The 24,986-nt window shown below is 32.9% G+C and carries 19 protein-coding genes and 2 pseudogenes; all 21 read right to left on the bottom strand.

Going from position 1 to position 24,986, the window contains the following annotated elements:
- Positions 1 to 188: 188 nt before the first annotated feature.
- On the bottom strand, positions 189 to 1,010 hold the full coding sequence (locus tag AC23MC_RS04815) for a hypothetical protein (protein ID WP_487567380.1): 822 nt from the start codon (positions 1,008 to 1,010) through the stop codon (positions 189 to 191).
- 48 nt (positions 1,011 to 1,058) lie between these two features.
- Positions 1,059 to 1,379 (bottom strand): hypothetical protein, encoded by a 321-nt coding sequence (locus AC23MC_RS04810; RefSeq protein ID WP_487567381.1) that lies wholly within the window; start codon positions 1,377 to 1,379, stop codon positions 1,059 to 1,061.
- 152 nt (positions 1,380 to 1,531) lie between these two features.
- Positions 1,532 to 1,957, bottom strand: coding sequence for a DUF6943 family protein (locus AC23MC_RS04805; protein WP_487567382.1), 426 nt, complete (start codon positions 1,955 to 1,957; stop codon positions 1,532 to 1,534).
- A 1,821-nt stretch (positions 1,958 to 3,778) separates the two neighbouring features.
- Entirely contained in the window at positions 3,779 to 3,946 is a 168-nt protein-coding gene (locus AC23MC_RS04800) for a hypothetical protein (RefSeq protein ID WP_487567383.1), read from the bottom strand.
- Positions 3,947 to 4,065: 119 nt separating this feature from the next.
- Positions 4,066 to 4,521, bottom strand: coding sequence for a heme-binding domain-containing protein (locus AC23MC_RS04795; protein WP_231841472.1), 456 nt, complete (start codon positions 4,519 to 4,521; stop codon positions 4,066 to 4,068).
- Entirely contained in the window at positions 4,522 to 5,136 is a 615-nt protein-coding gene (locus tag AC23MC_RS04790; RefSeq protein ID WP_487567384.1) for a DUF3347 domain-containing protein, read from the bottom strand.
- A 19-nt stretch (positions 5,137 to 5,155) separates the two neighbouring features.
- Positions 5,156 to 6,931 (bottom strand): efflux RND transporter periplasmic adaptor subunit, encoded by a 1,776-nt coding sequence (locus AC23MC_RS04785; protein WP_487567385.1) that lies wholly within the window; start codon positions 6,929 to 6,931, stop codon positions 5,156 to 5,158.
- 2 nt (positions 6,932 to 6,933) lie between these two features.
- The gene (locus AC23MC_RS04780) at positions 6,934 to 8,154 is read right to left on the bottom strand and encodes a TolC family protein (protein ID WP_487567386.1); all 1,221 of its coding nucleotides are present in this window, start codon (positions 8,152 to 8,154) and stop codon (positions 6,934 to 6,936) included.
- Positions 8,147 to 11,971, bottom strand: coding sequence for an efflux RND transporter permease subunit (locus tag AC23MC_RS04775; protein WP_487567387.1), 3,825 nt, complete (start codon positions 11,969 to 11,971; stop codon positions 8,147 to 8,149). The genes AC23MC_RS04780 and AC23MC_RS04775 overlap by 8 nt, the downstream gene beginning before the upstream one ends.
- A gap of 132 nt (positions 11,972 to 12,103) precedes the next feature.
- Positions 12,104 to 12,439: pseudogene (locus AC23MC_RS04770) on the bottom strand (heavy-metal-associated domain-containing protein); the annotation flags it as partial.
- Between the two features lie 183 nt (positions 12,440 to 12,622).
- A complete protein-coding gene (locus AC23MC_RS04765; protein ID WP_487567388.1) occupies positions 12,623 to 12,979 on the bottom strand; it encodes a hypothetical protein in 357 nt (118 codons plus the stop codon).
- A 71-nt stretch (positions 12,980 to 13,050) separates the two neighbouring features.
- The gene (locus AC23MC_RS04760; protein ID WP_487567389.1) at positions 13,051 to 15,042 is read right to left on the bottom strand and encodes a heavy metal translocating P-type ATPase; all 1,992 of its coding nucleotides are present in this window, start codon (positions 15,040 to 15,042) and stop codon (positions 13,051 to 13,053) included.
- A gap of 6 nt (positions 15,043 to 15,048) precedes the next feature.
- A complete protein-coding gene (locus tag AC23MC_RS04755) occupies positions 15,049 to 15,414 on the bottom strand; it encodes a DUF3703 domain-containing protein (protein ID WP_072780921.1) in 366 nt (121 codons plus the stop codon).
- 22 nt (positions 15,415 to 15,436) lie between these two features.
- Positions 15,437 to 16,705, bottom strand: a complete 1,269-nt coding sequence (locus tag AC23MC_RS04750; protein WP_487567390.1) for an efflux RND transporter periplasmic adaptor subunit — start codon at positions 16,703 to 16,705, stop codon at positions 15,437 to 15,439.
- Positions 16,706 to 16,716: 11 nt separating this feature from the next.
- Positions 16,717 to 21,033, bottom strand: a complete 4,317-nt coding sequence (locus AC23MC_RS04745; protein ID WP_073580252.1) for a CusA/CzcA family heavy metal efflux RND transporter — start codon at positions 21,031 to 21,033, stop codon at positions 16,717 to 16,719.
- A 96-nt stretch (positions 21,034 to 21,129) separates the two neighbouring features.
- Entirely contained in the window at positions 21,130 to 21,459 is a 330-nt protein-coding gene (locus AC23MC_RS04740; RefSeq protein WP_487567391.1) for a DUF6660 family protein, read from the bottom strand.
- Positions 21,460 to 21,502: 43 nt separating this feature from the next.
- Complete coding sequence (locus AC23MC_RS04735; RefSeq protein ID WP_487567392.1) at positions 21,503 to 21,628, bottom strand: hypothetical protein; 126 nt, start codon at positions 21,626 to 21,628, stop codon at positions 21,503 to 21,505.
- A 17-nt stretch (positions 21,629 to 21,645) separates the two neighbouring features.
- Entirely contained in the window at positions 21,646 to 23,667 is a 2,022-nt protein-coding gene (locus AC23MC_RS04730; RefSeq protein WP_487567393.1) for a copper-translocating P-type ATPase, read from the bottom strand.
- Between the two features lie 495 nt (positions 23,668 to 24,162).
- Complete coding sequence (locus AC23MC_RS04725) at positions 24,163 to 24,282, bottom strand: DUF4113 domain-containing protein (RefSeq protein WP_487567394.1); 120 nt, start codon at positions 24,280 to 24,282, stop codon at positions 24,163 to 24,165.
- Positions 24,283 to 24,540: 258 nt separating this feature from the next.
- Positions 24,541 to 24,747 (bottom strand): GDCCVxC domain-containing (seleno)protein, encoded by a 207-nt coding sequence (locus AC23MC_RS04720; RefSeq protein ID WP_487567395.1) that lies wholly within the window; start codon positions 24,745 to 24,747, stop codon positions 24,541 to 24,543.
- Position 24,748: 1 nt separating this feature from the next.
- Positions 24,749 to 24,910: pseudogene (locus AC23MC_RS04715) on the bottom strand (heavy-metal-associated domain-containing protein); the annotation flags it as partial.
- Positions 24,911 to 24,986 lie beyond the last annotated feature (76 nt).

Here is a 24,986-nt window from a genome sequence, read left to right as displayed (position 1 = left end):
TTAATTTATGTGAGAATATTAAATATAAAAGCTTTATTTTGAAGAAAAAAAACATTATTTAATTATTTTAAAAAAAATGCAGTATGTTAAAAACATCATAAAAAAAGCCTAGTCGCGATAGACTAGGCTTTATGTGTAAAAAAATGTTGCAGGTTGTCCGTTCGATTGAGCGGAAAAATAATATGTAATTAAATCTCTCTAAAATCTCCAATTATTAAATTAAATATAGTTGGCCTGACAAAAATCTTCTCAATCATTCCTTTATTAGTTAGAATCTTTTTGTTTTTGTGGAGAAAATAATAATCGTTTTCCACTAGCTTTCCATTATTTAAAACATAGTCATTTGTTGAAACATCAAAGTGATTTCGCTGTAAAATGGTTAAAGTTTTTCCATCCTCCAATACGTATTTGAATTCCGCTAAAGTTCTAATAATTCTACTATCCTTAACGACTAAAGTTGATCTGGTGTCTTTAAGTTTGTAATAACCATCTTTGATATTTTTATTATTTAAAGTAATTAATATATTATTGTTAACTAAGTTTGGTAGGGGCTTATCGGTATAGACCTCTACTTTTGATCCATCTTCTAAGACATATTCTTTCTTTTGTTCTATCGTTGTATGCTTTTCAATTAAGCTGTTTAGGTATTTAACAACATCTAAATCCGGAACAAAATTTTCATTCGCAAGTGCAAAAAATTCATTTTGTGTTCCATCTAATTTAAGAATAATAACACCTTTATCAATAAAAATTTCATTACATAAAATTTTATCCGTTCCTCTGTCAATAAGTAAAGACTTTGCTTCCGGAAAATATTCCCACTTTCCTATTTCAGCTTTTCCATTTTTTGATAAAATCAAATCATGATTTTTTTTGAAAATTAGTTTTTGAACTTCATTGTTGTCATCAACTAATGCCCAAGGTTTGTCAATCAAAATAGAGGTTTTTGTCAATGATTGATTGAACCTGTTTAAATCTGTAGAAATCTTGGCTAAATATTCTTTAATCATATAAGATAATTAGATCAACAAATATAAATAAAGAAAATGAGCATTTTTTTATTCAACAGTTACTTTTACGGAGAAATCGAATGTCATATTATGGCAAGATGGGCAATAGTTTGCGGTTGGGTTTAGGATGAAATTGCCGTATTTGTATTTGTCTAGATATTCCGGATGTGCTGATTGCAGTTCGGTATTTGTGTATAGTTTGTATTTGGTTGGGTCGAATACTTTGTAGTTGATGGTTTCCAGTGCTCCGGTTTTAGTATTTATTGCCGGTCCTAAACATACATTTTGGAATTTAAGACGGCCTCCTCCAAATTTGAATCGTTTGGAGTAGCTGCAGCTGTTGCAAGTGCCGATCATTTCGTGTTCCATGTAGTCGGGTTTACTTTATTTGGGGACTATTGACTTTTCAAATTTAGATTTTAAGACCTTTAGAAGTTAAAAAAGTTTTCACTTATTATGAACAAAAATTAAATTTTAGGTAAAAAAAACAAAAGCCTGGCGTACGTCAGGCTTTCTACTTTTTATGATTTTTTGCAGTAGCGGTGCACTATCACCCTCCTTAAATCGTTGATTAGCGTGAGGTTTTCTTGAAATTGCTTTTCTTTTTGTTCTAATAACTTGAGAGCTGCTACGTTTTTTTTATGTTGTTCGAAATCAAACATCATTTCACCTGCTTTGCTGTTGATGGTTTTTGCAAAATCATTGATTCTGATGTATGGGATTACGGACCCGATTAGGTATTGATGCCAAAATTTTACTCTCCATAAGCTATTGCAGATGGATTCCATGTGTTCGCGGTCTTCTGTGCATTGGAAAATGATTACAAAGCAATTTGGACAGGGCTCATTCAAAGGCTTACCTGTGTTTAGCCCTTTGTTAAGGATGAAGAAATGCGGGTTTGTGTAATTGGTTCCGCTTTGGTGGTGTTTCATTTTAAAATTTATCATATCGTGGCGTTTAAAGGATTTCTGAACTGGACACACTTTTCCATTAAAATTTTTTGAAAAGAAAAAAAAGGAAAAAAAAGAAAGCACTCTCGTCAAGTGGAGGGTTTCAAAAAAGCAAGTTTTTTTTAAAAAATACTACCACCCCGACGCGTCCTATGAAAACTGTAATTGCACAATACGTCATACGAAGAAGTAGGGGTGGTGGAGATTTTTTAAAAAACCCGGAGGGCTTGAACTTGCTTTTTTGTAAACCCGGAACTTAACTTTGCTCTCTTTTTTTTTATTTTTTTTTGTTTGGTGATGGGTAAAGGGTAATGGGTAATGGGTAATGGGTAATGGGTAATGGGTAATGGGTGATGGGTGATGGGTGATGGGTGATGGGTGATGGGTAATTGGTATTTGGTAATTGGTAATTGGTAATGGGTAGTGAGGTTTTCGGTCTTTCTTGTTCGGAGTTGGGGTCGTCGTGCAAGGGTTTCAAATTTTGGGACTGGATGAAAAATCCAAAAAACAATAGCAACGCTTTTCATCCAGAACCGAAATTTGAAACTCTTGCTGCAGGGTTTGATTTTTGAGGGTGCCAGGAAAGGTTTAAAAGTTTATGAGTTTAAGGGTTTAAAAGGTGTTGTGAAAAGGGATTTGCACCTTCAAAAAACAATGCAACTACTACCTAGTGGGGTGGCAGAAGCGGGAGCAAGGGTATGGTTTTTTGTTTTGCTTGTGCCATTTTTGAATTGATAACAGATTTTGTGGGAAAACGGAAAACCATACTCTTGCGGGGGATTTTTGATTTTTTGGGGTGCTACGAAAAAGTTTAAAAGTTTATGGGTTTAAAAGTTTAAAAGTTGTTGGTTGCAGCATTAGCACCTTAAAAAAACAATGCAAGTACTACCGCTTTTTTTAAGTGTTTAGGAAGAATTTGTTTCGGAGTAAGAGCAAGGGTATAGTTTTTATTTGCTTGGCACGGATTTTCTGATTGCTTTTAAGGATTGCTGATGCCGGGAAAGGGTTTAAAAGTTTAAAGGTTTAGAAGTTTGAAAGTTGATTAACGCAGTGTGGCATCGGCAAGACTAAAAGCAATAAACACTACTTCTTTGAGCAAATAAAAACTATACTCTTGCGGGATGGTTTATATTTTGAGGGTGCTTGGGGATGGTTTAAAAGTTTATGGGTTTAAGGGTTTAAAAGGTGTTGTGGAAAGGGATTAGCACCTTCAAAATATAGTGCAAATACTACCGATTTAAGCGGTTTGCTGATAAAGACCATTGACAAAACGTTGGACGAAGTGAGGCTTTTAAGCAAAGGATAAATGTTCTTATGAAAACACGAAGTAAGGCCCGCGAAGCCACGTGTTTTTTGAAGCTGGGTGGTGCGAGGAAAGCGAAAAAAATGTGTGGCTGGAGCGGGGCTTTTGAGCGTTGGCCGAGCGGCTTTTTTACATAATGTTATTATAGTCTCTCCGAGCTATAATGCCACATTATGTAAAGAAGCTTTGGGAAAAGTTTTTGTTGCCTTGCCCCAATTTTTATTCAGAGCACAATTTTTCTGGGCATACAAAAACTTTTTGGAGCGATGGCAAGCGGTGGTGAACGGAGGACTAAAACATTAAACCGGGCACAGAAGTGTTCTTTTAGTTTTTTAGTTTTTTAGTTTTTTTGATATTATCCATTCAAAAAAGTTTAATGATTTCATTATGTTATGATTTCCATTTTCAATTTGATAGTTATATTTAATAAAATACAATATAAAATTGTATTGAATATTTGATGCGAAGTCAGAGACATTCCGAGTGTAGAGGGTTATAGTACAACCCGATGGGATTCAGGAGGCAGCGTTGTGAAAGATCAGTTCTTCATGATTACTACTTGCATCATCAACAATTAATTCACCAAGTTCGATTGATTTAACTTTCACACCAAGAATTTCAAGTTCTTGTTTTATCACTTTTAAACAGCGACTACAGACCATGTTTTTTATATGAAGTTTCATGATTTTTTATTTTTAAATTGATTTTGCAATTTTATCCATTATGGAAAGATCAGTGCCAAACTTGCAAATGGCATCGCAATTATCTCTTAATTCTGAAAAGAATATGTATTTGATTAAGGTTATTCATTTTCCATTTGTAACTTGGTTATCCAATCTATGATTTCTGTTTTCTGTTTTTGTGTAAGAACTGCATCTTTGTGGATTAATGTATATGATATAAGCGGCATTTTATCGTCCTCAATTTGACTAACAATGGATTTTAACTTACTTTTTTTTCTTCTATTAGAATAAGTATTCCAATCACTAAAATTTAATTCTGCTTTGCCTTCTTCAATATGACTTTCTAAAATCCAAGCAACTGGTTGCACTTTATTGTACCACGGATAATAGGTGTTATTACTGTGACAGTCGTAACAAGACGTTTGTAATGTATTTTTAATACTATTAGGCACATTGTTAACTATCATAAAATCAGTATTGGGTACAATTTCACTTAGATTGCGTTTTGTGGGAATGAATTGAATTCCCACAAACACAATCAGTAAAATCAATAAGATGATTTTAGAAATTTTCATTTAGTTGATTTGCTTTTTTACACTTCCACATTTTAGCATTTTTGAACCAAAATAGGGGTTTTTAATTTCTTTAACTTCACTTAACCAATTTGCTCCTTTATTGTTATTAGCCATAGGGCAATAGACTTGATAAATTACTTTGTCTGTTCCAAGAAGTGCTACTAAATCAGTCATATCAGTGCTTAATGCTTCAAAATGTTCTCTTTGATGATCAATTGGGCTTTTTACGATATGTTCTGCATGTTCTTTAGCACTTTCTGCAATTTCCATATACTTTGTATGTGTATCTCCAGTTAATTTTGACATATCAAATTTTTCAATAGCAGCTATAAGAGAATTACCACCTTCTGCAGCTTTTTCTTTACCGTCTGCTACTAAACCATTTTTGATTTCGAAATAAGCATCTAAAATTGCTGCTGTTTCAGGGTTTTTTGCGCTGTTTTGGTTAATTTCTCTTTCGGTAGATTCTGTACCTGCGGCATGTTCATGTCCTTCATGCGATTCCGTTTGCATTCCTTCGTTAGGCATTGTTCCTTCTTCTTGTTCTTTGTTGTCTTTACAAGAGATTGTTACGCTTAATAACGCTACTGCTAAAATTCCGATTACTTTTTTCATGATTTAAAAATTTATTAATTTATTTAATTGTTTCTTTAACTTCTCCACATTTTATCATTGAAGCTCCAAAATATGGGTTAACTACTTTATTCTCTTTACTTAACCAATTGGCACCTTTATCACTATTTGCCATAGGACAAAACTGAACGTATGCACTCTCATTTAAAGGATTAAAAGCTTTTGTCATGGCTATCATTACATTTGATATTGGTTCAAAAGACATTCTTAATTCTTTAATGTTTTTAATATGTGAAGCATGAAGTGTCTGCTTTTTCAGCTCTGTTTGATAATTCATCCATACTTTATGAGATTCTCCTTTAAATACGCTCATGTTTATTTTATTGAAAGATTTTTCAAATGCTAACAAGGCTTTTTTAGCCGAATTAAAATCATCTTTTGTTAAGGCATCTTTAAATTCAAAATATTCTTTGTATAAGGGTTGTAAACTCTTTTTAGCTTCAGAACTTATCGTTGTTTTTTCTGCTTTTAATACTACTTTTTTATCTTCATTCATAGGCATAGAAGAATCTCCATGATTGTGACCTGTATTTGCTTTGCCACCTTCCAAATTCATCATGCTTGGTTTTCCTGCTAATTGTGCAGCTGCATCCACATTAAAAGTACCATTTGCAACAATTTCTTCACCAACTTCTAAACCTTTTTCAATTATATAATCATTCCCCAAAAGTGGTCCTAATGTAACTTCGCGTAATTTGAAAGTTATTCCTTTATCTGTTTCATTTTTAATGTACACGATAGAGCGTTTTCCAGTCCACATCACTGCCGATTTAGGAACACTTAATGTTGATTTATTGCTTGTAATTTTAGTTTTTAAAGTACCTGTAGTAAACATTTCAGGTTTGAATTTTAATCCAGAATTAGCTACTTCAACTCTTGCTTTTGCAATTCGAGTCATTGGGTTTATAAATGGGTCAATAAATGCAATAGTTCCTGAAAATGTTTCTCCTGGAAAAGATGCCACTGTATAATTTATTTTATCTCCTTTTTTAACCCAACTCATATCCGATTCGTAAATTTCAAAAAGTACCCAAACGGTTGATAAATCTGCAACATCATAGAGGGTTTGTCCTTTTTGCAGATAATCTCCTAGTTCTACATTTTTTTTAATGATATAGCCTGAAACATCCGCATAAACAGGAAACTTATCTTGTGTTTTACCTGAAGAAATAATACTGTTAATAGTAGCATCTGAAACTTTCCAGTTTTTTAATTTCATTTTTACCGATTCAAATAATTCAGGTTGAATGTCTTTTACAGTATATGCTTCAATTAATTCTTGTTGTGTGCTGGCTAATTCAGGAGAATACACATAAGCAACCACTTGACCTTTTTTTACATATTCGCCCACAAACGAAACTTGAATTTTTTCGATTCGACCTGGTATATGTGATGATTGGCTATAAACGGTTCTTTCATTAACTTCAACTTTTCCATTAAGTGAAATTTCTTTAACACCATCGGTATTTCCTACTTTGTAAGTAGAGATTCCAGCAATAATCATGGCCGATTCCGACATGCTAATTGCATCAGGATCTATATCTTCATCTCCTGCTTCCAAAGGGATTAAATCCATTCCACATATAGGACAATCACCTGGTTCTGGCTGTCTAATTTGTGGATGCATAGAACAGGTCCATGTTTCTGCTTTTGATGAAGCATCTGTTTTATTTTCATCTTTTTCTTCAGAGCTTCCACCAAATAACAAAGCTCCTAATAGTAGCCCAACTAATAAGGTTATTGCTAATAAGATTTTTGTTTTTTTATCTATGTTCATGATTAAAATTGTTTTGCGGTTAAATAATCTAATTCTGCTAATTTTACATGAAAAGTACTTATACTTGACAATTGCAATTTTTGATATTTTAAAAGCTCTTGTTGCATACGTAATACTTCTTCAAAATCTTTATTGGCGTTACTGTAGTAGGCAAATAATAGACTTAAACTTTTGGATAGTGTTATTACTTGTCCTTCATATAATTTTAACAAATCTCTTTCTTTTTGCAATTCAAAAACAAGTTTGTAATAGGTTCCGTTCAATTTGTTTTCATAAGCTTCTTTTTGAAAAGAATAATTTTCCTGCATTAATTTTGCTTCGGTAACTGCTGCGTCGTATTTTTTTCTAAAAATGGGCAAACTAACTGTAACCATAGGCATGATAACATCTTTACCCGAATCTGGAAAATTATTCATTCCGTTACCTACAAAAACATAATCTAAACCAATACCTAATTTTGGCAAACCTTGCTTTCTGGCTGCTTCAATTGTAGCTTCCGAAGCTTGCTTTTTTAATTCAAGTTCTTGTAGTATAGGGTTAGTAGCTATTGAATCTTTACGATATTCTATGGGTAATTCTATTGTTTCTATTTTTTTAGAAACAACAATTTTTTCATCATACTTTCTATTTAGAATACTGTTGAACCAAGATGTTAATGCGGGTTCTTTTTTATTTAAAATTTCTAAATTAGTTTGAGCATCTTTTATCATAATATCCACACGTAGAACATCTACTAAACTTCCTTTAGCATTTTGAAATTTTGTATTGGCTATGTTTTTGTATGATTCTAGAATTTTGATGTTTTCTTGTTCAATTTCTTTTAAACCGTGCAATTCATATAATGGATAATATACAGCGGCTACTTGTGAAAACAATTGGTTTTTAGCATTTAAGAATGCTTGATATTTACTTTCTGCAAGTAAAGTTGCTGCATTTTTTTGTGCTTTTAAAGTACCAAACCAAGGAAACATTTGCGAAAGAGATAATCGAACATTTTGCGGTCCAAGTCTTGTTTCTACGGGTGAGATAAAATACCCCATTGAAAGATTAGGATCGGGCAAAGAGCTAACTTGTGGTATTTTTTGCATGGCTGCTTCAAACTCTTTATACTTTGCTTTTAATTCTGGATTATTTTCCGCAGCAATAGTATAATAATCGTTTAAAGATTGTCCTTTAGCATTATAAGCAAAAAATAAAATGAATATAATTATTAGTTTACGCATTTCTCTTTTCTTTATTTTTAATTACTGTTTCTCTCCAAAATGCTTGTAATACTGGTACTACAAACATGGTCATAATTTGAATGGTCATACCTCCAAAGGTTGGAATTGCCATTGGAATCATAATATCTGAGCCTTTTCCTGTTGAGGTTAAAACTGGTAGCAAGGCAATGATTGTTGTAGCCGTTGTCATCACAGCAGGTCTAACTCTCATTTTACCGGCTTCTACTACAGCGTCCCGAACTTCAGACACTGTTTGCGGATCTTTTTCTTCAAAAACTTGGTGGATATAAGAACCCATGATTACTCCATCATCTGTTGCTATTCCAAATAAGGCTATGAAACCTACCCAAACAGCTACACTTAGATTTATGGGATGCATCTGGAATAAATTCCGCATGTTTACACCAGCAACGTCAAAATTCATAAACCAATCTTGTCCATATAACCAGAGCATAATAAATCCTCCTGCAAATGCAACAAATACTCCAGAGAAATGGATTGACGATGCAATAACAGTCTTGAATTGAAAATAAAGTAACAAAAAGATAACGATTAAACAAATAGGAATTACAATTGAAAGTCTTTTCATTGCTCTTATTTGATTTTCATAACTTCCTGAAAATTTATAATTTACACCTTGAGGCACTACCAATTCGCCTGAATCAATTTTAGCTTGAATTGCTTTTTGAGCATCATTTACTACATCAACTTCGGCATAGCCATCATTTTTATCGAATAATACAAAACCAACCAGAAAAGTATCTTCACTTTTAATGGCTTGAGGTCCTTTTTTGTATTCAAACTGAACTAATTGACCTAACGGAATCTGTGCGCCAGTAGGAGTAGCTATTAATATTTTTCCTAATGCTTCAGGGCTATCTCTTAATTCTCTAGGATAGCGAACTCTTATAGGATAGCGTTCTCTTCCTTCAACAGTTGAAGAAATTTTCATTCCTCCAATTGCTGTTTCAATAGCTTGTTGAACATCTTCTATATTTAAGCCAAATCGAGCAATTTTTTCTCTATCAATATTTAAATGTAAATAAGGTTTTCCTACGATTCTATCGGCAAAAACAGCTTCGCTTTTTACAGAAGGAACTTCTTTAATAATGGCTTCTAATTCTAATCCAAATTCTTCAATAGTTTTTAAATCGGGTCCAAAAACTTTTATTCCCATAGGTGCTCTCATTCCTGTTTGAAGCATAACCAAACGTGTTTCGATAGGTTGTAATTTGGGAGCAGATGTAACACCTGGTATTTTAGAAGCTTTTACAATTTCATTCCAGATATCATCGGGTGATTGAATTATATCGCGCCAATTTCTATAGAAAGAACCATCTTCGTCATGTATTAAATTTTTTACAGTAATTGCCTGTTTTAGTGCTTCATCATGTGAAAGTGTATCACCAGATTTTGTAATGTAACGACCTTTATTATCGGTTTTAAACCGCATTCGATGTCCGTTAGCATCCAAAATATATTCTGGCTTATAATTGATAACGTTTTCATACATTGAAATTGGAGCAGGGTCTAAAGCACTTTCTACACGTCCTAATTTCCCAACTGCCATATCAACTTCGGGAATGTGGTTTAGAATCATATCGAGTTGTCCAACTACTTTTCTGTTTTGTTCTACACCAGCATGAGGCATAGATGTTGGCATTAGCAAATAGCTTCCTTCATTAAGCGTTGGCATAAACTCGGAACCAATACCCGGAAAAGTGTGAGCAGGAACTGACCATACTTTTGAAGTTTTGATATTCCAACCAATTTTGTCAAATCCTTTTGCCACAAAACCAAAAGTACTTTCAAAACCAATCCAAACTAACACGCCAAAAAACAAAGTCACTATTGGTAACAACATGAATTTACCTTTATTTTCTAAACACCAACGTAATACTCTTTCATAAGAACTGACAATATATAAAAGAGCTCCTATTATTATTCCTAACAGAACAATTACAAATAGATAATTACCGATTACGCTTATTTGTGGCCCTAAAGGCATCCATTCTTGAGTTAAAAAGAAAGAAACAATAAATAAAACTACAATTAAATTGAAATGTTTTGTATAGGGTTGATATTTTTGAGGTATTTTGTGATTTAAGAGATCATATAATCCCATTAATGTTAAAGCTAAAGGAAGCCAAATTTTAAAATAAATACTCAATAATATACCTCCAGAAATAAATACATATCCCCAAAAACGTTTTACTCTTTTTTTGTCGTAGTCAATCCCAAAAATATAATGAGCTAAAGATGGAAGAATAATTAATCCTAAAACAAAAGCACCTAATAAAGCGAATGTTTTAGTAAATGCTAAAGGTCTGAATAGTTTTCCCTCAGCTGATTCCATAGCAAAAACTGGAATGAAACTAACAACTGTAGTTGCTAAAGCAGTTGTAATTGCAGAAACTACTTCTGTGCTTGCCTCGTAAATTACTTGCATTAATTTTGCACCTTTTGCTCCATGGTTTTCTGGCATTTCGAGATGTCGAATAATATTTTCAACAAAAACGACTCCTACATCTACCATCACTCCAATAGCGATTGCAATACCTGATAAAGCCACAACGTTTGCATCTACTCCAGCATATCGCATGACAATAAAAGTCATTAATACTCCAACAGGAAGTAAACTGGAAATAATTAAAGAGGCTCTTAAATTTAAAACTAAAAGTAAAACTACAATAATACTTATTAATACTTCATGCGAAAGAGCCATTTCTAAGGTTCCAATTGTTTCCTGAATTAATTCTGTTCGATCATAAAAAGGAACAATTGTTAATTGGCTTACAACACCATTAGCTAATGTTTTTTTAGGTAAACCTGGTGCAATTTCATTGATTTTAGATTTTACACCATTAATTACTTCTAATGGATTAGAGCCATATCGTGCAATAACAACACCACCTACGGCTTCAGCACCTCCTTTATCTAAAATTCCTCTTCTTGTTTCAGGTCCTAATGCAACTACACCTATATCTTTTATACGAATTGGAACATTGTCTTTAACTGCTACAACGGCCAATTCAATATCTTCTACTTTTTTTACATATCCAAGACCTCTAACCAAATATTCGGCTTGGTTGATTTCAATTGTTTTGGCACCAACATCTTTATTTGATTTTTGAACCGCAGTCATTACCTGCATCAAACTGATATTATACGCTTTTAATGCATCAGGATTAACGTCTATTTGGTACTCTTTTACAAAACCTCCGATAGATGCTACTTCTGAAACTCCTTGCACAGCATTTAATCCATATTTAATATAGAAATCTTGTGCTGTTCTAATTTCTTGTAAATCCCATCCACCTGTTGGATTTCCATCTTTATCTCTTCCTTCAACTGTGTACCAATACACTTGCCCTAATGCTGTTGCATCTGGACCAAGTGAAGGTTTTACATTTTCAGGTAATAAGCTATTAGGTAATGAGTTTAATTTTTCCAATATTCTGGATCTGGACCAGTAAAATTCAATATCATCATCGAAGATTATATATATACTTGAAAAGCCAAAAATAGAATTACTTCTAATAGATTTTACACCTGGAATACCTAATAAATAAGTAGTTAATGGATAAGAAATTTGGTCTTCAATATCTTGGGGTGATCTACCTGGCCATTGTGTAAAAACGATTTGTTGGTTTTCACCAATGTCTGGAATAGCATCAACTGCAACTGGATCAGAAGGGAGGAAAGGTATTTTCCAGTTAAAAGGTGCCGTGGAAATACCCCATAAAATTAGAACCATCAGAATAAGAACAGTTACTAATCTATTTTCTAGGAAATATTTAATTATTTTATTTAACATCTGAATATAAAATTTATAACCATAGAAATACTATTTACCAAATATTTTGGCAATCAAGTTTTCAATATTCCTCTAAAGTTTTTTTGCTCTAGAGGAATAGGTTAATTACAACTGATTAAAGCACAATTACTCACGATCATACTGACAACATCCTGGAAGGTTGTCGTAATCCTCATCTTTTGCTTTGGCAAGTTCTGAATCATATCCAGCTAAAGCAATACGCTTTGCTATTTCTTCTTTATTTGTTTTAGATTCATCGTATGTTACTGTTGCTATTTTAGTTTCTTTGTTCCATACTACTGTAGCAATATCTTTGATGTTTCCTGCTTTTTCTATCGTTTTTTTACACATTCCACAATTACCTGAAACTTTCACTTCCTCTGTTTTTGTGTTTTTTGTTTGTGCACTCATAGTGGTTGATAACAATACTGTGATTGCTATCATTATTTTTAATAATGATTTTTTCATTGTATATGATTTTAGTATTCAAAAAGGTTTTTTTTGAATAAATTTTTAAATAAATTTAAATTGAATAGCAGCTCTAATGAATTAAATAAGTATGTTAACATGACAATTTAATATTCAAAAACTGTTATAAAAAAATAGCAAATGCTATAAATTTGACATAAGTATGGCTGTCAAATTTTAAATTTAGCTTATTTTAGGAATAAGCCATATAGAAGCAAAACCATCTGAGGGTAAGTTTTCTGAATGGTAAAATTTTGATTTACTTGTAGAAAAATCAAAATTATTATTTGTGAATTCTATTTCATTATAGAAAAATAAGCTGAAACTAACAGAAGAAGTTGTTGTGCAATTTGAGTGTCCGCAACTTCCATTACATCCTTCATCATCCATGCTGTTGTCACAACAGCTTTTTTCTTTTGTATTAGAAGTAGAAACTTCTTTTTCACAAGATTGTTGATTGTCACTACCACATGCAAAAGAGCTGTTAGGAATAAAAAATATACCTAAAAGCAATATTATTATGATGTATGACTTTTTCATTTTTTGTTAAAAACGTATCAAAGTTAATCAAAACAAATTAAATATTTTAAAAAAAATGTTAAAAATCAAGCTCAAAACTTCATCCTTTGGATTCTTACTGCGTTTAATATTGCTAATAAAGCGACTCCAACATCAGCAAAAACGGCTTCCCACATCGTTGCTAAACCACCAGCTCCTAAAACTAAAACAACTGCCTTAACTGTAAAAGCTAAAGTGATATTTTGCCAAACAATTTTCTTGGTTTGTTTTCCAATATTTATTGCCATTGGAATTTTTGAAGGTTTATCGTCTTGAATTACTACATCAGCAGTTTCTATTGTTGCATCACTTCCTAAACCTCCCATTGCAATACCCACATTACTTAAAGCAACTACTGGAGCATCATTAACACCATCACCCACAAAAGCAACCGTTTCGTTTTTGGCTATAATTTCTTTGACTTTATTTACTTTATCTTCTGGTAATAAATCACCAAACGCATTTGTAATTCCTAATTTTTGAGCCACAAATTGTACCACATTATTTTTATCTCCACTTAACATAGTAGTTTTGATTCCTAATGCTTTTAATTTATCAATTGTTATTTGTGCATCTTCTTTTATACTATCTGCAATGGTAAGATAACCAACGAATTTTTTATCGTAAGCAACAGCAATTAGCGTATAGACAATACTTGATGGATCAATATCATATTTAATTGAAAATTTATCCATTAGTTTGAAATTACCAACTAATACTTCTTTTCCGTTTGCATTTGCTTTTAAACCGTGTCCTGCAATTTCTTCTACTTCCTTAAGACTGATTTTACTATCTATTTCTCCAACAAAATCATGTATTGCAGTTGCTACTGGATGCGTACTTTGACTTTCTAAAGCATTTACTAATTGAAGTATTTCATTTTGGTCAAAATCAGCTTTAAAAACGACTTCTTGTACTTTAAAAACACCTTCGGTCATTGTTCCTGTTTTGTCCATCACCACGTTTTGAATAGAAGCCATTACGTCTAAAAAATTACTTCCTTTAAAAAGTATTCCGTTTTTAGAAGCTGCACCTATTCCTCCAAAATATCCTAATGGAATACTTATCACTAATGCACAAGGACATGAAATTACCAAGAATATCAACGCTCTATACAACCAGTCGTTAAAAACATAATTTTCCACAAAAAGCATTGGCACTAAACATATTCCGATTGCTAAAAACACAACAATAGGTGTGTAGATTTTAGCAAATTTTCTGATAAACAATTCTGTTGGTGCTTTTTTAGAAGTTGCTTCTTGTACCATTTCAAGAATTTTAGATAATTTGCTATCTGTATAAGCAGTTGTAACTTTAACTTGCGAAACAGAATTCAAGTTTATCATTCCTGCTAAAACTGTTTCTCCTTTTATTTTTGAATCGGGTTTACTTTCTCCAGTAAGTGCTGCTGTATTGAAGGAAGCTTTATCTGATAGTAATTCTCCATCTAAACCTAATTTGTCTCCAGCTTTAAGTTGGATAATATCTCCAATTTTAGCCGTTGAAGCTTTGATTATTTTAGTTACATTATTTTCTATAATAGTAACTTCATCTGGTCGTTGGTCGAGTAAGGATTTTATGTTTCTTTTGGCTCTTTGTACTGCTAATGATTGAAAGATTTCTCCAATAGCATAAAATAGCATTACCGCTACACCTTCAGGATATTCACCAATAGCAAAAGCCCCTATAGTAGCAATAGACATTAGTAAAAATTCAGAGAATACATCACTTTTACGAATACTTTGTATGGCTTCTTTTATAACTGGGAGTCCGACTGGTATATAGGCTGCAACATACCAAACTATTCTAACCCAACCCACAAACCAAGATTGGGTAAAATAATTATCAAAACCAATGGCCAACAATAATAAGCCGAAACTTATTATTGCTGGTAAAAATAATTGGAAGGTAGATTTTTCTTTAGAAGTATGGTCATGATCATGTCCATCATCTTCTGCATGTTGCTCTTCTGCTTTATTAATTTTTTCTTCTATTCTACAGCATTCTGCATCGTCTTCTATTTGGTGTGATTTTTTATCTGTCATAGTAATCTAAGTGTTTACGTTTAATATTTTTTGAATGTCTTCAGGAATTTCCATTGCTCTTAATGGTGGAACATTTGCACCACCTGTATTTCCGACAGGAATGTGACCCACAAATGATTTTACACCACCTACTAGTAATCTTGGTATTTGACCAAAAATTTCTTTGGCATTTTTAATTTTAAATCCAAACTGTAACATTTTCCAATGGACAAATGTATGTTCATACGGATATTTTTGTCCGATTATGTGTGCTCTTTCTAAATGAAACCAAGACTTTTGTAAATTATTTTCCTTAAAATTATTTTTTGCTAATTCTAGTTCAGCATTATAAAAAGGTTTCAATTTTGTAGGCATATTGGTATTTACTTTCATCTCTATTTTTTGTTATAAATTATTAATGAACGTGTTCTCCACCACCTTTTGAAGTTGCTAATAAATAGAATGCTCCTTTTACAACTATTTTTGCATTTGTTTGAATTTCATCTACTAATTTAACTTCAGTATATCCTAAATCGGTTGTTCCAGGAACTACTTCAATTGCTTTAAAGTGTACTTCGTCGTGTTCTTTTTCGGTAGCTTCTTCGTCATGATTATGTGCTTCTCCTTCTTTATGAACGTGTGCTTCTTTTTTTGCTTTTGGAGTTTCTTCTGTATGTTCTTCTTGCATATAAATATAATATTTATCTCCGTTTCTTACAATTGCGTCTTTAGGTAATGCTTGAACCGTTTGATTTGTAATGTTAATATTAGCTGCCACATACATTCCAGAAATTAAATCTTTTGTGTCATTTTCATTAATCTTGGCATGTACTGCAACCGATTTACTTTCGTTTGAAAAGGATTTGTTAATACCAAATATCTTTCCTTTAATGACTTTATTCGATTGATTGGTTAGTACGAAATCAACTTCTTGACCAATAGAAATTTTACTCATGTCTTTTTCAAAAACGTTCAAATCGAGGTGCATTTGTGTGTTGTCAATTACTTCAAAAAGAGTAATTCCTGTGTCTGCAAAAGCTCCTTTTGTAATGCCTATTTTACCCACATAACCACTTATAGGAGCAATGATAGGAATGATAGAAGAGTTCCCTGATAGACTTACATTTAATGCTTGTAATTTGTTTTTGGCTGCTTGTGCTCTTGCTCTTTCAGTTGCCAATTTAGCTTTTACTTCTTGGAATACTTTGCGAGGATTTACATCTTCTTCACTCAAAGTTTTTTGACGATTGTATTCTAATTGTAAATATTCAATGTTTGCTACAGCAGCATTGTAATCTTCTTGCATTTCTGCCACTTGAAGGTTTTGAAGTGTAGCCAAAGTTTTTCCTTTTGCTACATAAGTACCTTCTAATACAAAGATGTCTTTTACCACTCCACCAATTAAGGTTGAAACATCTGCTCGGTTTTGAGGTGGAACAGTTGTGTAACCATTGGCTTTGATGATTGTATTGAGGTTTTTCATTTCAATACTACCCATTTCAATGCCCACGGTTTCGAATTGAGCTGTTGTTAATGCAACTTCTGTTTCCGATTTTTCTTCTTCATGTTCTTCTTCTGTTTTCTTTTCTCCACATGAGTTTAGAATCAAAAGGAAAGAAGAAAGAAGAAATATTTTAAAAATTGAACCTATTTTATAATTTGGTTTTAAAGATATATTGATCATTGTCGTGAGTATTAATTGTTATTGAAAGATGGAAATTGCATTTGAATAGCACTTTGATTGTAAGCGTTTACTGCTTCGATATTTTGCTTTTTAATATCAATGGCTTGATTTAAGAAACTGATGTAAGACCAGTAACTCATATCGCCATTGGCATAACTTTTTTGAGCAGTAGTGATTATCTGTTCTGCATATTTTAACCCTTCTTTTTCAAAATATTGAATTGCTTTTTCTTGTTTAGAAAATTGGTTTACTAATTGTTCTTTTTGCAGTTTTAAAGTTAATTTTGTTTTATCAAATTCTAATTGCGATTGCGACATACTTATTTCAGAAGCTTTAGCACGAGCTGTATTTGCACCGCTAAACAAAGGAATTTGCAAACCAACAGTAAATCCTTGAAAATAAGATTCTTTGTTTAATGTTTGACCAAAGTAACCCAAGCCTAATTTTGGTGCTCTAGATTTCTTAAAAGCATTTGATTCTTTTTCAAAAACCGTTGCTTGTTGGGTATAATAATCACTTACTAATGTTTCTACCTTATTTTCATTTAAAGCAGCTGCATGTATATATTTTAAAGGAGTTGTACTCTCTGGAAGTATATCTTCATTTGTCTGTATAAAATACTGTAACTGTTTTTGGTAGATTACTAAATCAAGAAGCATTTGTTCTTTTAAGGTTTCTATTTCCTTTACTTTAGCTTTTGCACTAATTACTTCTATGTTTCCGCTTTCACCTGTTTTAAAACGAAGTTCTGCATTTTTTAGAAATTTTGAATACACATCATACAATTCGTCATTTAGCTTTTGGATTGAAATACCATATAAATATTGATAGTAAGCAATAGTTACCGCTTTTTCAATTTCATATTCAGATAAAGCCTTTCGTTTTTCAGCCAATTTTGCTAATTCTTCCTGAAGCTGTCTGTTTGCTTTTGTATTTCCACCAATTGGAAAATATTGCTGAATACTTACATTATTATCATAATCTACACTATTGTATTGTCCACCCATGTATTCAATTTGCAAAGGATCTGCTTGAAAAGCTGTTTTCTTAAGAACTGTTTGTTTTTCAATTTCCTTATCGGCAATTTTTAAATCCATATTATTGGTTTTAGCCATTGTAATAGCTTGTTCTAAAGTTATGGGTTTGCTGTTTTGAGCAAATGAAAACGTACTAATAAATAATACGATTAGGGTCATGATTGAATTTGACATTTTTTTTCTTTTTTTAAAACCTTTCTCAACTAATAAATAAAGAATAGGTAGAACGATTAAGGTTAGTAAGGTTGCAGAAAATAAGCCACCGATAACAACGGTTGCTAATGGTTTTTGCACTTCCGCACCACCACTTGTTGATAAAGCCATTGGTAAAAACCCTAAAGAAGCAACAGCAGCTGTCATTAATACAGGTCTAAGTCTGGTTTTAGTTCCAATTAAAACGCGTTGTAATGGGTCTGTAATTCCTTCTGATTTTAATTGGTTGAAATAGGAGATTAGTACAATTCCATTTAGTACTGCAATACCGAATAAAGCAATGAAACCAATACCTGCTGAAATACTAAAAGGCATTCCTCTCAACCATAAAGCAAAAACACCACCTATAGCTGATAATGGAATAGCTGTAAAAATTAATAAAGCTTGTTTCATGCTATGGAATGTGAAGAATAACAATACCATGATTAATGCCAATGCAATTGGTAAGGCTACAGAAAGTCGTTTGTTAGCTTCTACTAAATTTTCAAATTGACCACCATAAGTGATGTAATATCCTGCTGGAAGTTTATAATTGTTTTCTAATTTTTGTTGAATTTCTTCGACTACACTTTTTACATCACGACCACGAACATTTAAACCCACAGTTATTCTACGTTTTCCATTTTCACGAGATACTTGAACAGGGCCTTGTTCGTATTCCACAGAAGCTACTTGATACAGTGGAACTTGTTGGCCGCTTGGTAATGGAATAAATAGGTTTGAAACATCTGAAATATCACTACGATTTTCAGCATTCATTCTAACTACAACATCAAAACGTTTGCTTTCTTCATAAATTTTACCTGCACTTTCACCTGCAAAAGAAGCTCTGACTATCTTATTTACGTCTGTTATATTTAGTCCATATAAAGCTATTTTATCATAATCATATTTTATTGTAATTTGTGGTAAACCTGTTACTTTATCGGCTTTTAAATCACCCACACCTTCAATTTTATTGACTTTTGAAATTAATTCTTTAGCTTTTACATCTAATATTTCCAAATCATCCCCAAAAATCTTTATAGCAATATCACTTCTACTACCCGTCATTAATTCGTTAAAACGCATTTGTATGGGTTGGGAAACTTCAATATTAGCACCAGGAATAACTTCCATTTCTTCTTTCATTAGATTGGCTAAATCTTCCCAATTATCAGCAGAAGTCCATTCTGATTTATCTTTTAAAACAATAATTAAATCACCACTTTCAATAGGCATTGGGTCTGTTGGTATTTCACCACTACCAATTTTTGTAACAATGGTTTTAATTTCTGGAAATTTTGCTTTTAGAATTTTTTCGTATTTAGTAGTTGTTTCAATCATCTGCGTTAATGAACTTCCTGTCATTATCGTTGCATTAATAGCTAAATCTCCTTCTTCGATTGTAGGTATAAATTCACCTCCCATATTTTGGAAAACTACTAATGCCATTACAAATAATCCGACAGCAATTCCTAAAACTACTTTTTTGATTTGTAATGCTTTGTCTAAAAATGGAGTGTATATTTTTTCAAACCATGCCATCATTTTATCGCTAAAGTTTTCTTTATGCTCGGTGTTTTTAGATAAGAACATTGCACTCATCATAGGTACATAAGTTAAAGAAAGTACGAAAGCTCCAATTACTGCAAATCCTACCGTCATTGCCATTGGCTTGAACATTTTACCTTCGGTTCCAACTAATGCTAATATTGGTAAATACACAATTAAAATTATTATTTCTCCAAATGCTGCACTATTACGAATTTTGGAAGCAGATTTATATACTTCGCTATCCATTTCTAATTGGGTTAAGTTCTTTTGTCTCTTGAGTTTTTGTAAATGATGCATTGTGGCTTCCACAATAATTACTGCACCATCGACAATAATTCCAAAATCGATAGCACCTAAACTCATTAAGTTTCCACTAACACCAAAATGATTCATCAAAATAACTGCAAATAGCATTGACAACGGAATTACCGAAGCTACGATTAGTCCTGCACGAAGATTTCCTAAAAATAAAATCAATACAAAAATTACGATTAATGCACCTTCTAATAAATTTTTAGTAACTGTTCCAATGGCACTATCTACTAATTTCCCACGGTCGATAAAAGCTTCTGCAACGACTCCTTCAGGAAGTGTTTTGTTGATTTGAGCCATTTTTTCTTTCACTCGTTCTACAACTGCTTTAGAATTTTCTCCTTTTAGCATTAATGCCATTCCACAAACAATTTCACCTTTACCATCTTTTGTAGCTGCTCCATATCGCATAGCATATCCTTCATTAACTGAAGCTACATCACGAATTAAAACAGGTGCACCGTTTCTGTTTTTTACAACAACATTTTCTAAATCCTTACTTCCGGTTGCCATACCTACACCACGAATAAAGTAGGTCATTTGATCTTTTTCTATATATGCACCCCCAGTATTTTGGTTGTTTTTTTCTAAAGCTTCAAAAATTTCAGTTATGGTTACATCTAAACTCTTTAAAGTATTTGGTTTAACAGCTATTTCAAACTGTTTTAATTTACCACCCCAAGTAGCAACTTCTGCAACACCTTCAATCCCTTGTAATTGTGGAATGATAATCCAATCTTGGATAGTTCTTAATTTGATTGCATCGTATTTATCTTCATATCCTTTTTTAGCATATACATCGTATTGAAATATTTCTCCTAAACCAGTTGAAATGGGAGCCATTTCTGGAGAACCTGCATATGCTGGGATATTTTCTTTGGCTTGACTTATTCGTTGAAAAATTTGATTTCTTGCCCAATAAATATCTACATCATCTTTAAAAACAACAGTAACAACAGAAAGTCCAAAACGAGAAATACTTCGCAGTTCTATAACTTTTGGAATTGTTTTTAAAGATTGCTCTAATGGATATGTAATGAGTTGCTCAATTTCTTGACTGGCTAAAGTAGGTGCATTTGTAATAATTTGCACTTGATTATTAGTAACATCTGGTAATGCGTCAAGTGGTAATTGTTTTATTGAATAGCTTCCCCAAGCTACTAACACAAGTGTAAAAAGTAGTATAACGAATTTGTTCTTTATACTGAATTGTATGATTTTGTCTAACATTGAAAATATTATAATGAATTAGAAATTAGCAAATTAAAAATTTGCCATAATTTGTGGTAAAACACAAGTTTCTAACCCGAAATTACTCGGGCTTCATTATACTATTTGAGGTGGTTGCCAAATACTCCCAAAGAAATTGGAATACAAATTAGATTTGTAAATGGAGTTTAGCGTTTGAATTTCTACTGTTGGAGTATGAAAATTAAAAACTATTGCAGGAACATAAGATAATAAAACACTTTGTCCGCAACAATTACAAACACAAAAAGGAGAACAAGCGTCATTTTCCTTATCGTGTGAATGATTTTCGTGGTTTGTGTCTATTTTACTAGAAGTGTGCGTAAAACTAGTTGCTTCCACATCTGCACATGGCAAACATGAAAGTACTACTAAATACAGATATAATATGTAGTTTAAAAATTTCACAGCTGTAAAAGTAGTAAAATTAATTTTTAATTTTTACTTTTTTTTATGCTTCTTTACTATTCAACTTAAAACTAGAACTAAATTTATCTTTCAAAATTTTCATATCCTCACTTACTTTTCTATCCAATACAGTAAGTAGTAATGCTGCTGTGATGATTTGTTTTTTCATGATGAATTGTTTTTAGTTTATGAAATTTTTCTTTTTAAAAGTTGTGCATTTATCGCAACCACAATTGTGCTTAAACTCATCAGCACTGCACCAATAGCCGGACTGAGCATAATATCCCATTTGTATAATACACCTGCTGCCAATGGAATAGCAAGAATGTTATAGCCCGCAGCCCACCATAAGTTTTGTATCATTTTGTTGTAGGTAGCTTTTCCAAATAATATCAGGTTGGCGATATCTTTCGGGTCTGAGTTTACCAAAATTATATCTGCTGTTTCGGCTGCTACATCAGTGCCTGAACCAACTGCAATTCCCACATCTGCTTGTGCCAATGCAGGCGCATCATTCACGCCATCGCCTGTCATGGCAACATATTCACCTTTGGTTTGTAATTCTTTTACTTTTTCTAATTTGTCATGCGGTAATACATTGGCTAAATAGCCGTCCATTTTCAAATCATCGCTCACCTTCTTTGCCACTTTTTCATTGTCGCCTGTGAGCAGTAAGTTTTTAATTCCTGCTTCTTTAAGAATTTGAATGGCTTCAAAAGAGCTTTCTCTTATTTGGTCAGAGAAGGTAAAATATCCAGCAACGTCTTTGTTTATCAAAATGTAAACAACAGTGCCTGTGAAATTATCGATTGTGTCTGTTATTTTGATGATTTGTTCTTTCAAATAATTCGGACCTACTACCTTTATCTCTTTTCCTTCCACGTTTCCTTCCAATCCTATACCGGGTAGGTAATTGAACTTTTCTGATTTTGGAATTTCAATTTTCAATTCCTTTACTTTTCGCAATAAACCCGCAGCGATATAATGTTCAGAATGTTGCTCTATGCCTGATGCCAGACGGAGTAATTCTTTGTCATTAAATTTTGAGTTCAACACTTTTACTTCCTGTAATTCATGAGAACCTTTGGTTAGTGTTCCGGTTTTGTCAAAAATGATAGTTGAAATCAATCGAGCATTTTCAAAAGCTGTTCTGTTGCGAATGAGCAAACCTTTTTGTGCAGCGATTGAAGTTGAAATAGCTACCACCAATGGCACTGCTAAACCCAAAGCATGAGGGCAGGAAATAACCATAACGGTTACCATTCTTTCCAATGCAAACACAAATGGAAACCCTAATAGTAGCCAAACAACTAGCGTTATTACACCACCACCTAAAGCAACAAATGTTAAAACCTTTGCGGCTCGGTCTGCAAAATTTTGAGTTTTGGATTTTATTTTCTGTGCGTCCTCTACCAGTTTCACCACTTTATTCAGATAACTGTCCTTGCCTGTACTAATTACTTTTATGGTGAGTGAACCATTGCTGTTAATTGCTCCGCCAATTACTTTACTTTCCTTTTCTTTTTTCACAGGTTTGCTCTCGCCTGTGAGCATACTTTCGTCAACATAACTTTCGCCCTCTATTACAATTCCATCAACAGGAACTTTTTCACCCGGCTTCACCATCACCATATCTCCAATTTTCAATTCACTGACCGGCATATCGTGAATGTGTCCGTCTTTTAGATGATGAGCAGTAGAAGGCATCATCTTAACCAGCAATTCCAACGAACGGGAAGCACCCATTACTGATTTCATTTCAAAATAATGACCAATAAGCATGATGTCTATCAGCGTTGCCATTTCCCAATAGAAGTCCATACCCTGCAAACCGAAAGTAATAGCAACACTGTATGCCCATGCAACCGTAATTGCCACGCCAATCAGTGTCATCATGCCAATGGCTTTGTCTTTTACTTCTTCATACAACCCTTTCAGAAAAGGATAACCACCATAAATGAAGATGAATGCGGAAAGAACAGCCAACACATATTTGTCACCCGCAAAAGCTAATTCAAACCCCAACCATTTCTGTATCATGTGTGACAATGCAAGCACAGGAATGGATACAATCGAACAGATTATAAATCGCTTCCAAAAATCCGCAACATTGTGTCCTGCGTGTTTGTCGTGACCTTCTGCATCATTTGTGGCATGATGGTCGTGTGATTGTTGGCTTTCGGTATGATTATGATGTGAATGTTCCATTTTTGAATTATTTACTAATATGTTTATAAAGTTACCTTAATAAACTGATGGTTATCAAAGTAATTAATGATTGTTGTCAAGTTAAGTAACTCGTTTCTTGAACAGAGCGTGGAAGATTGCACTCTTTTGGCTTTGCCTTCGGGCTGGCATTGTGTGATGGCAGGCAAAGACAAATGTGTGCAATGTGTGTCTGGCTATAATTGAATTAAAAAAAAGTGTGGTAGGAAAAAATAAAAAATACAGAAGGGTCGGCAAAGAGTGTCGGCTTACTCGTTGCTCGTTTAAAATATGGTCTATATGTTGGTCACTTGTAAAAATGGTATGTCTTTGTGTTTATGTTTAAATTTTGGTCGGTCAGTCGTCTTGTGAACGGTCGTCCTACCATTGGCTATAACTCGTTTATATGCGAAACTTTCAGACTACTTTTATTCCAAATTGGCAAGATTGGCGAAAGTTTTGTATTGATTTATTTTATTTTCAAATATAATAATTTTTTTAAATTTTAATTGTTATAATCTCATCAATTCTTGTGGTGTAGGATTTTGAAAGTTTTTCTTGTTTCATTTTCCATTGTCTGCCGAGGGATTGATTAGCGAACTGAGGGAGGGAAAACATTTAAGAACGCGAAAGGATACGCGCACGAACGGGGGAATTTATGACCAATAGTGACAGAAAAACACGATAAAAACTAAGCAATATACTCCACAAAAAAAAGAGGACTTCTAATCCTCTTGTAAATCTTTATAAAATCATAAAAAAAAACTATAGTGGACGGACAGTAATCGGTTCCGTTCAACAGGAGTTTCATTGTTGGCTTTGCAAGCCCAACGAAACTCTAGCTATTAGTGGCTGGGCTTCTTTGTTTTCCGTCTGTCAGCAACATTTTTTGTCCTGCTGAATTGGTGGACAAGCAACACTTCCGTAGCTACAATAAACACAGCAGTCGCCTTGTTTTGGTTTTAGAACTTGTTTGCATTTTTCACATTCGTAAAAATATTGGCAAGCGTCTGTCGGCATTGTTTCTTCTTTCTTGTGTCCGCAGTTGGGGCAAGTAATTGTTGATTGTAATATGATTTCCATTTTAATTTTCTTTTTTGTCGGTTACAGAATATCCTGTTGAGTTTATTGCTTTTTCGATTTCAGAAATGTTAGTTTTTGAGTTGTCAAATTCTACGATTGCATTTCCATTTTCATATGAAGCGTTTGAACTTATTATTCCTGTCAATTTATTTACTTCGTGATTGTAAATCGTCAGCATAAAGTGGACTGATTTAATTCAAAACTAAGAGAGTGTTTTCAAAAATTATTAACTTTGAAAT

The organism is Flavobacterium sp. T50_26 (assembly GCF_057652995.1).
The sequence above is the reverse complement of the archived record's forward strand: the minus strand, read 5'-3'. Positions and strand labels throughout refer to the sequence as shown.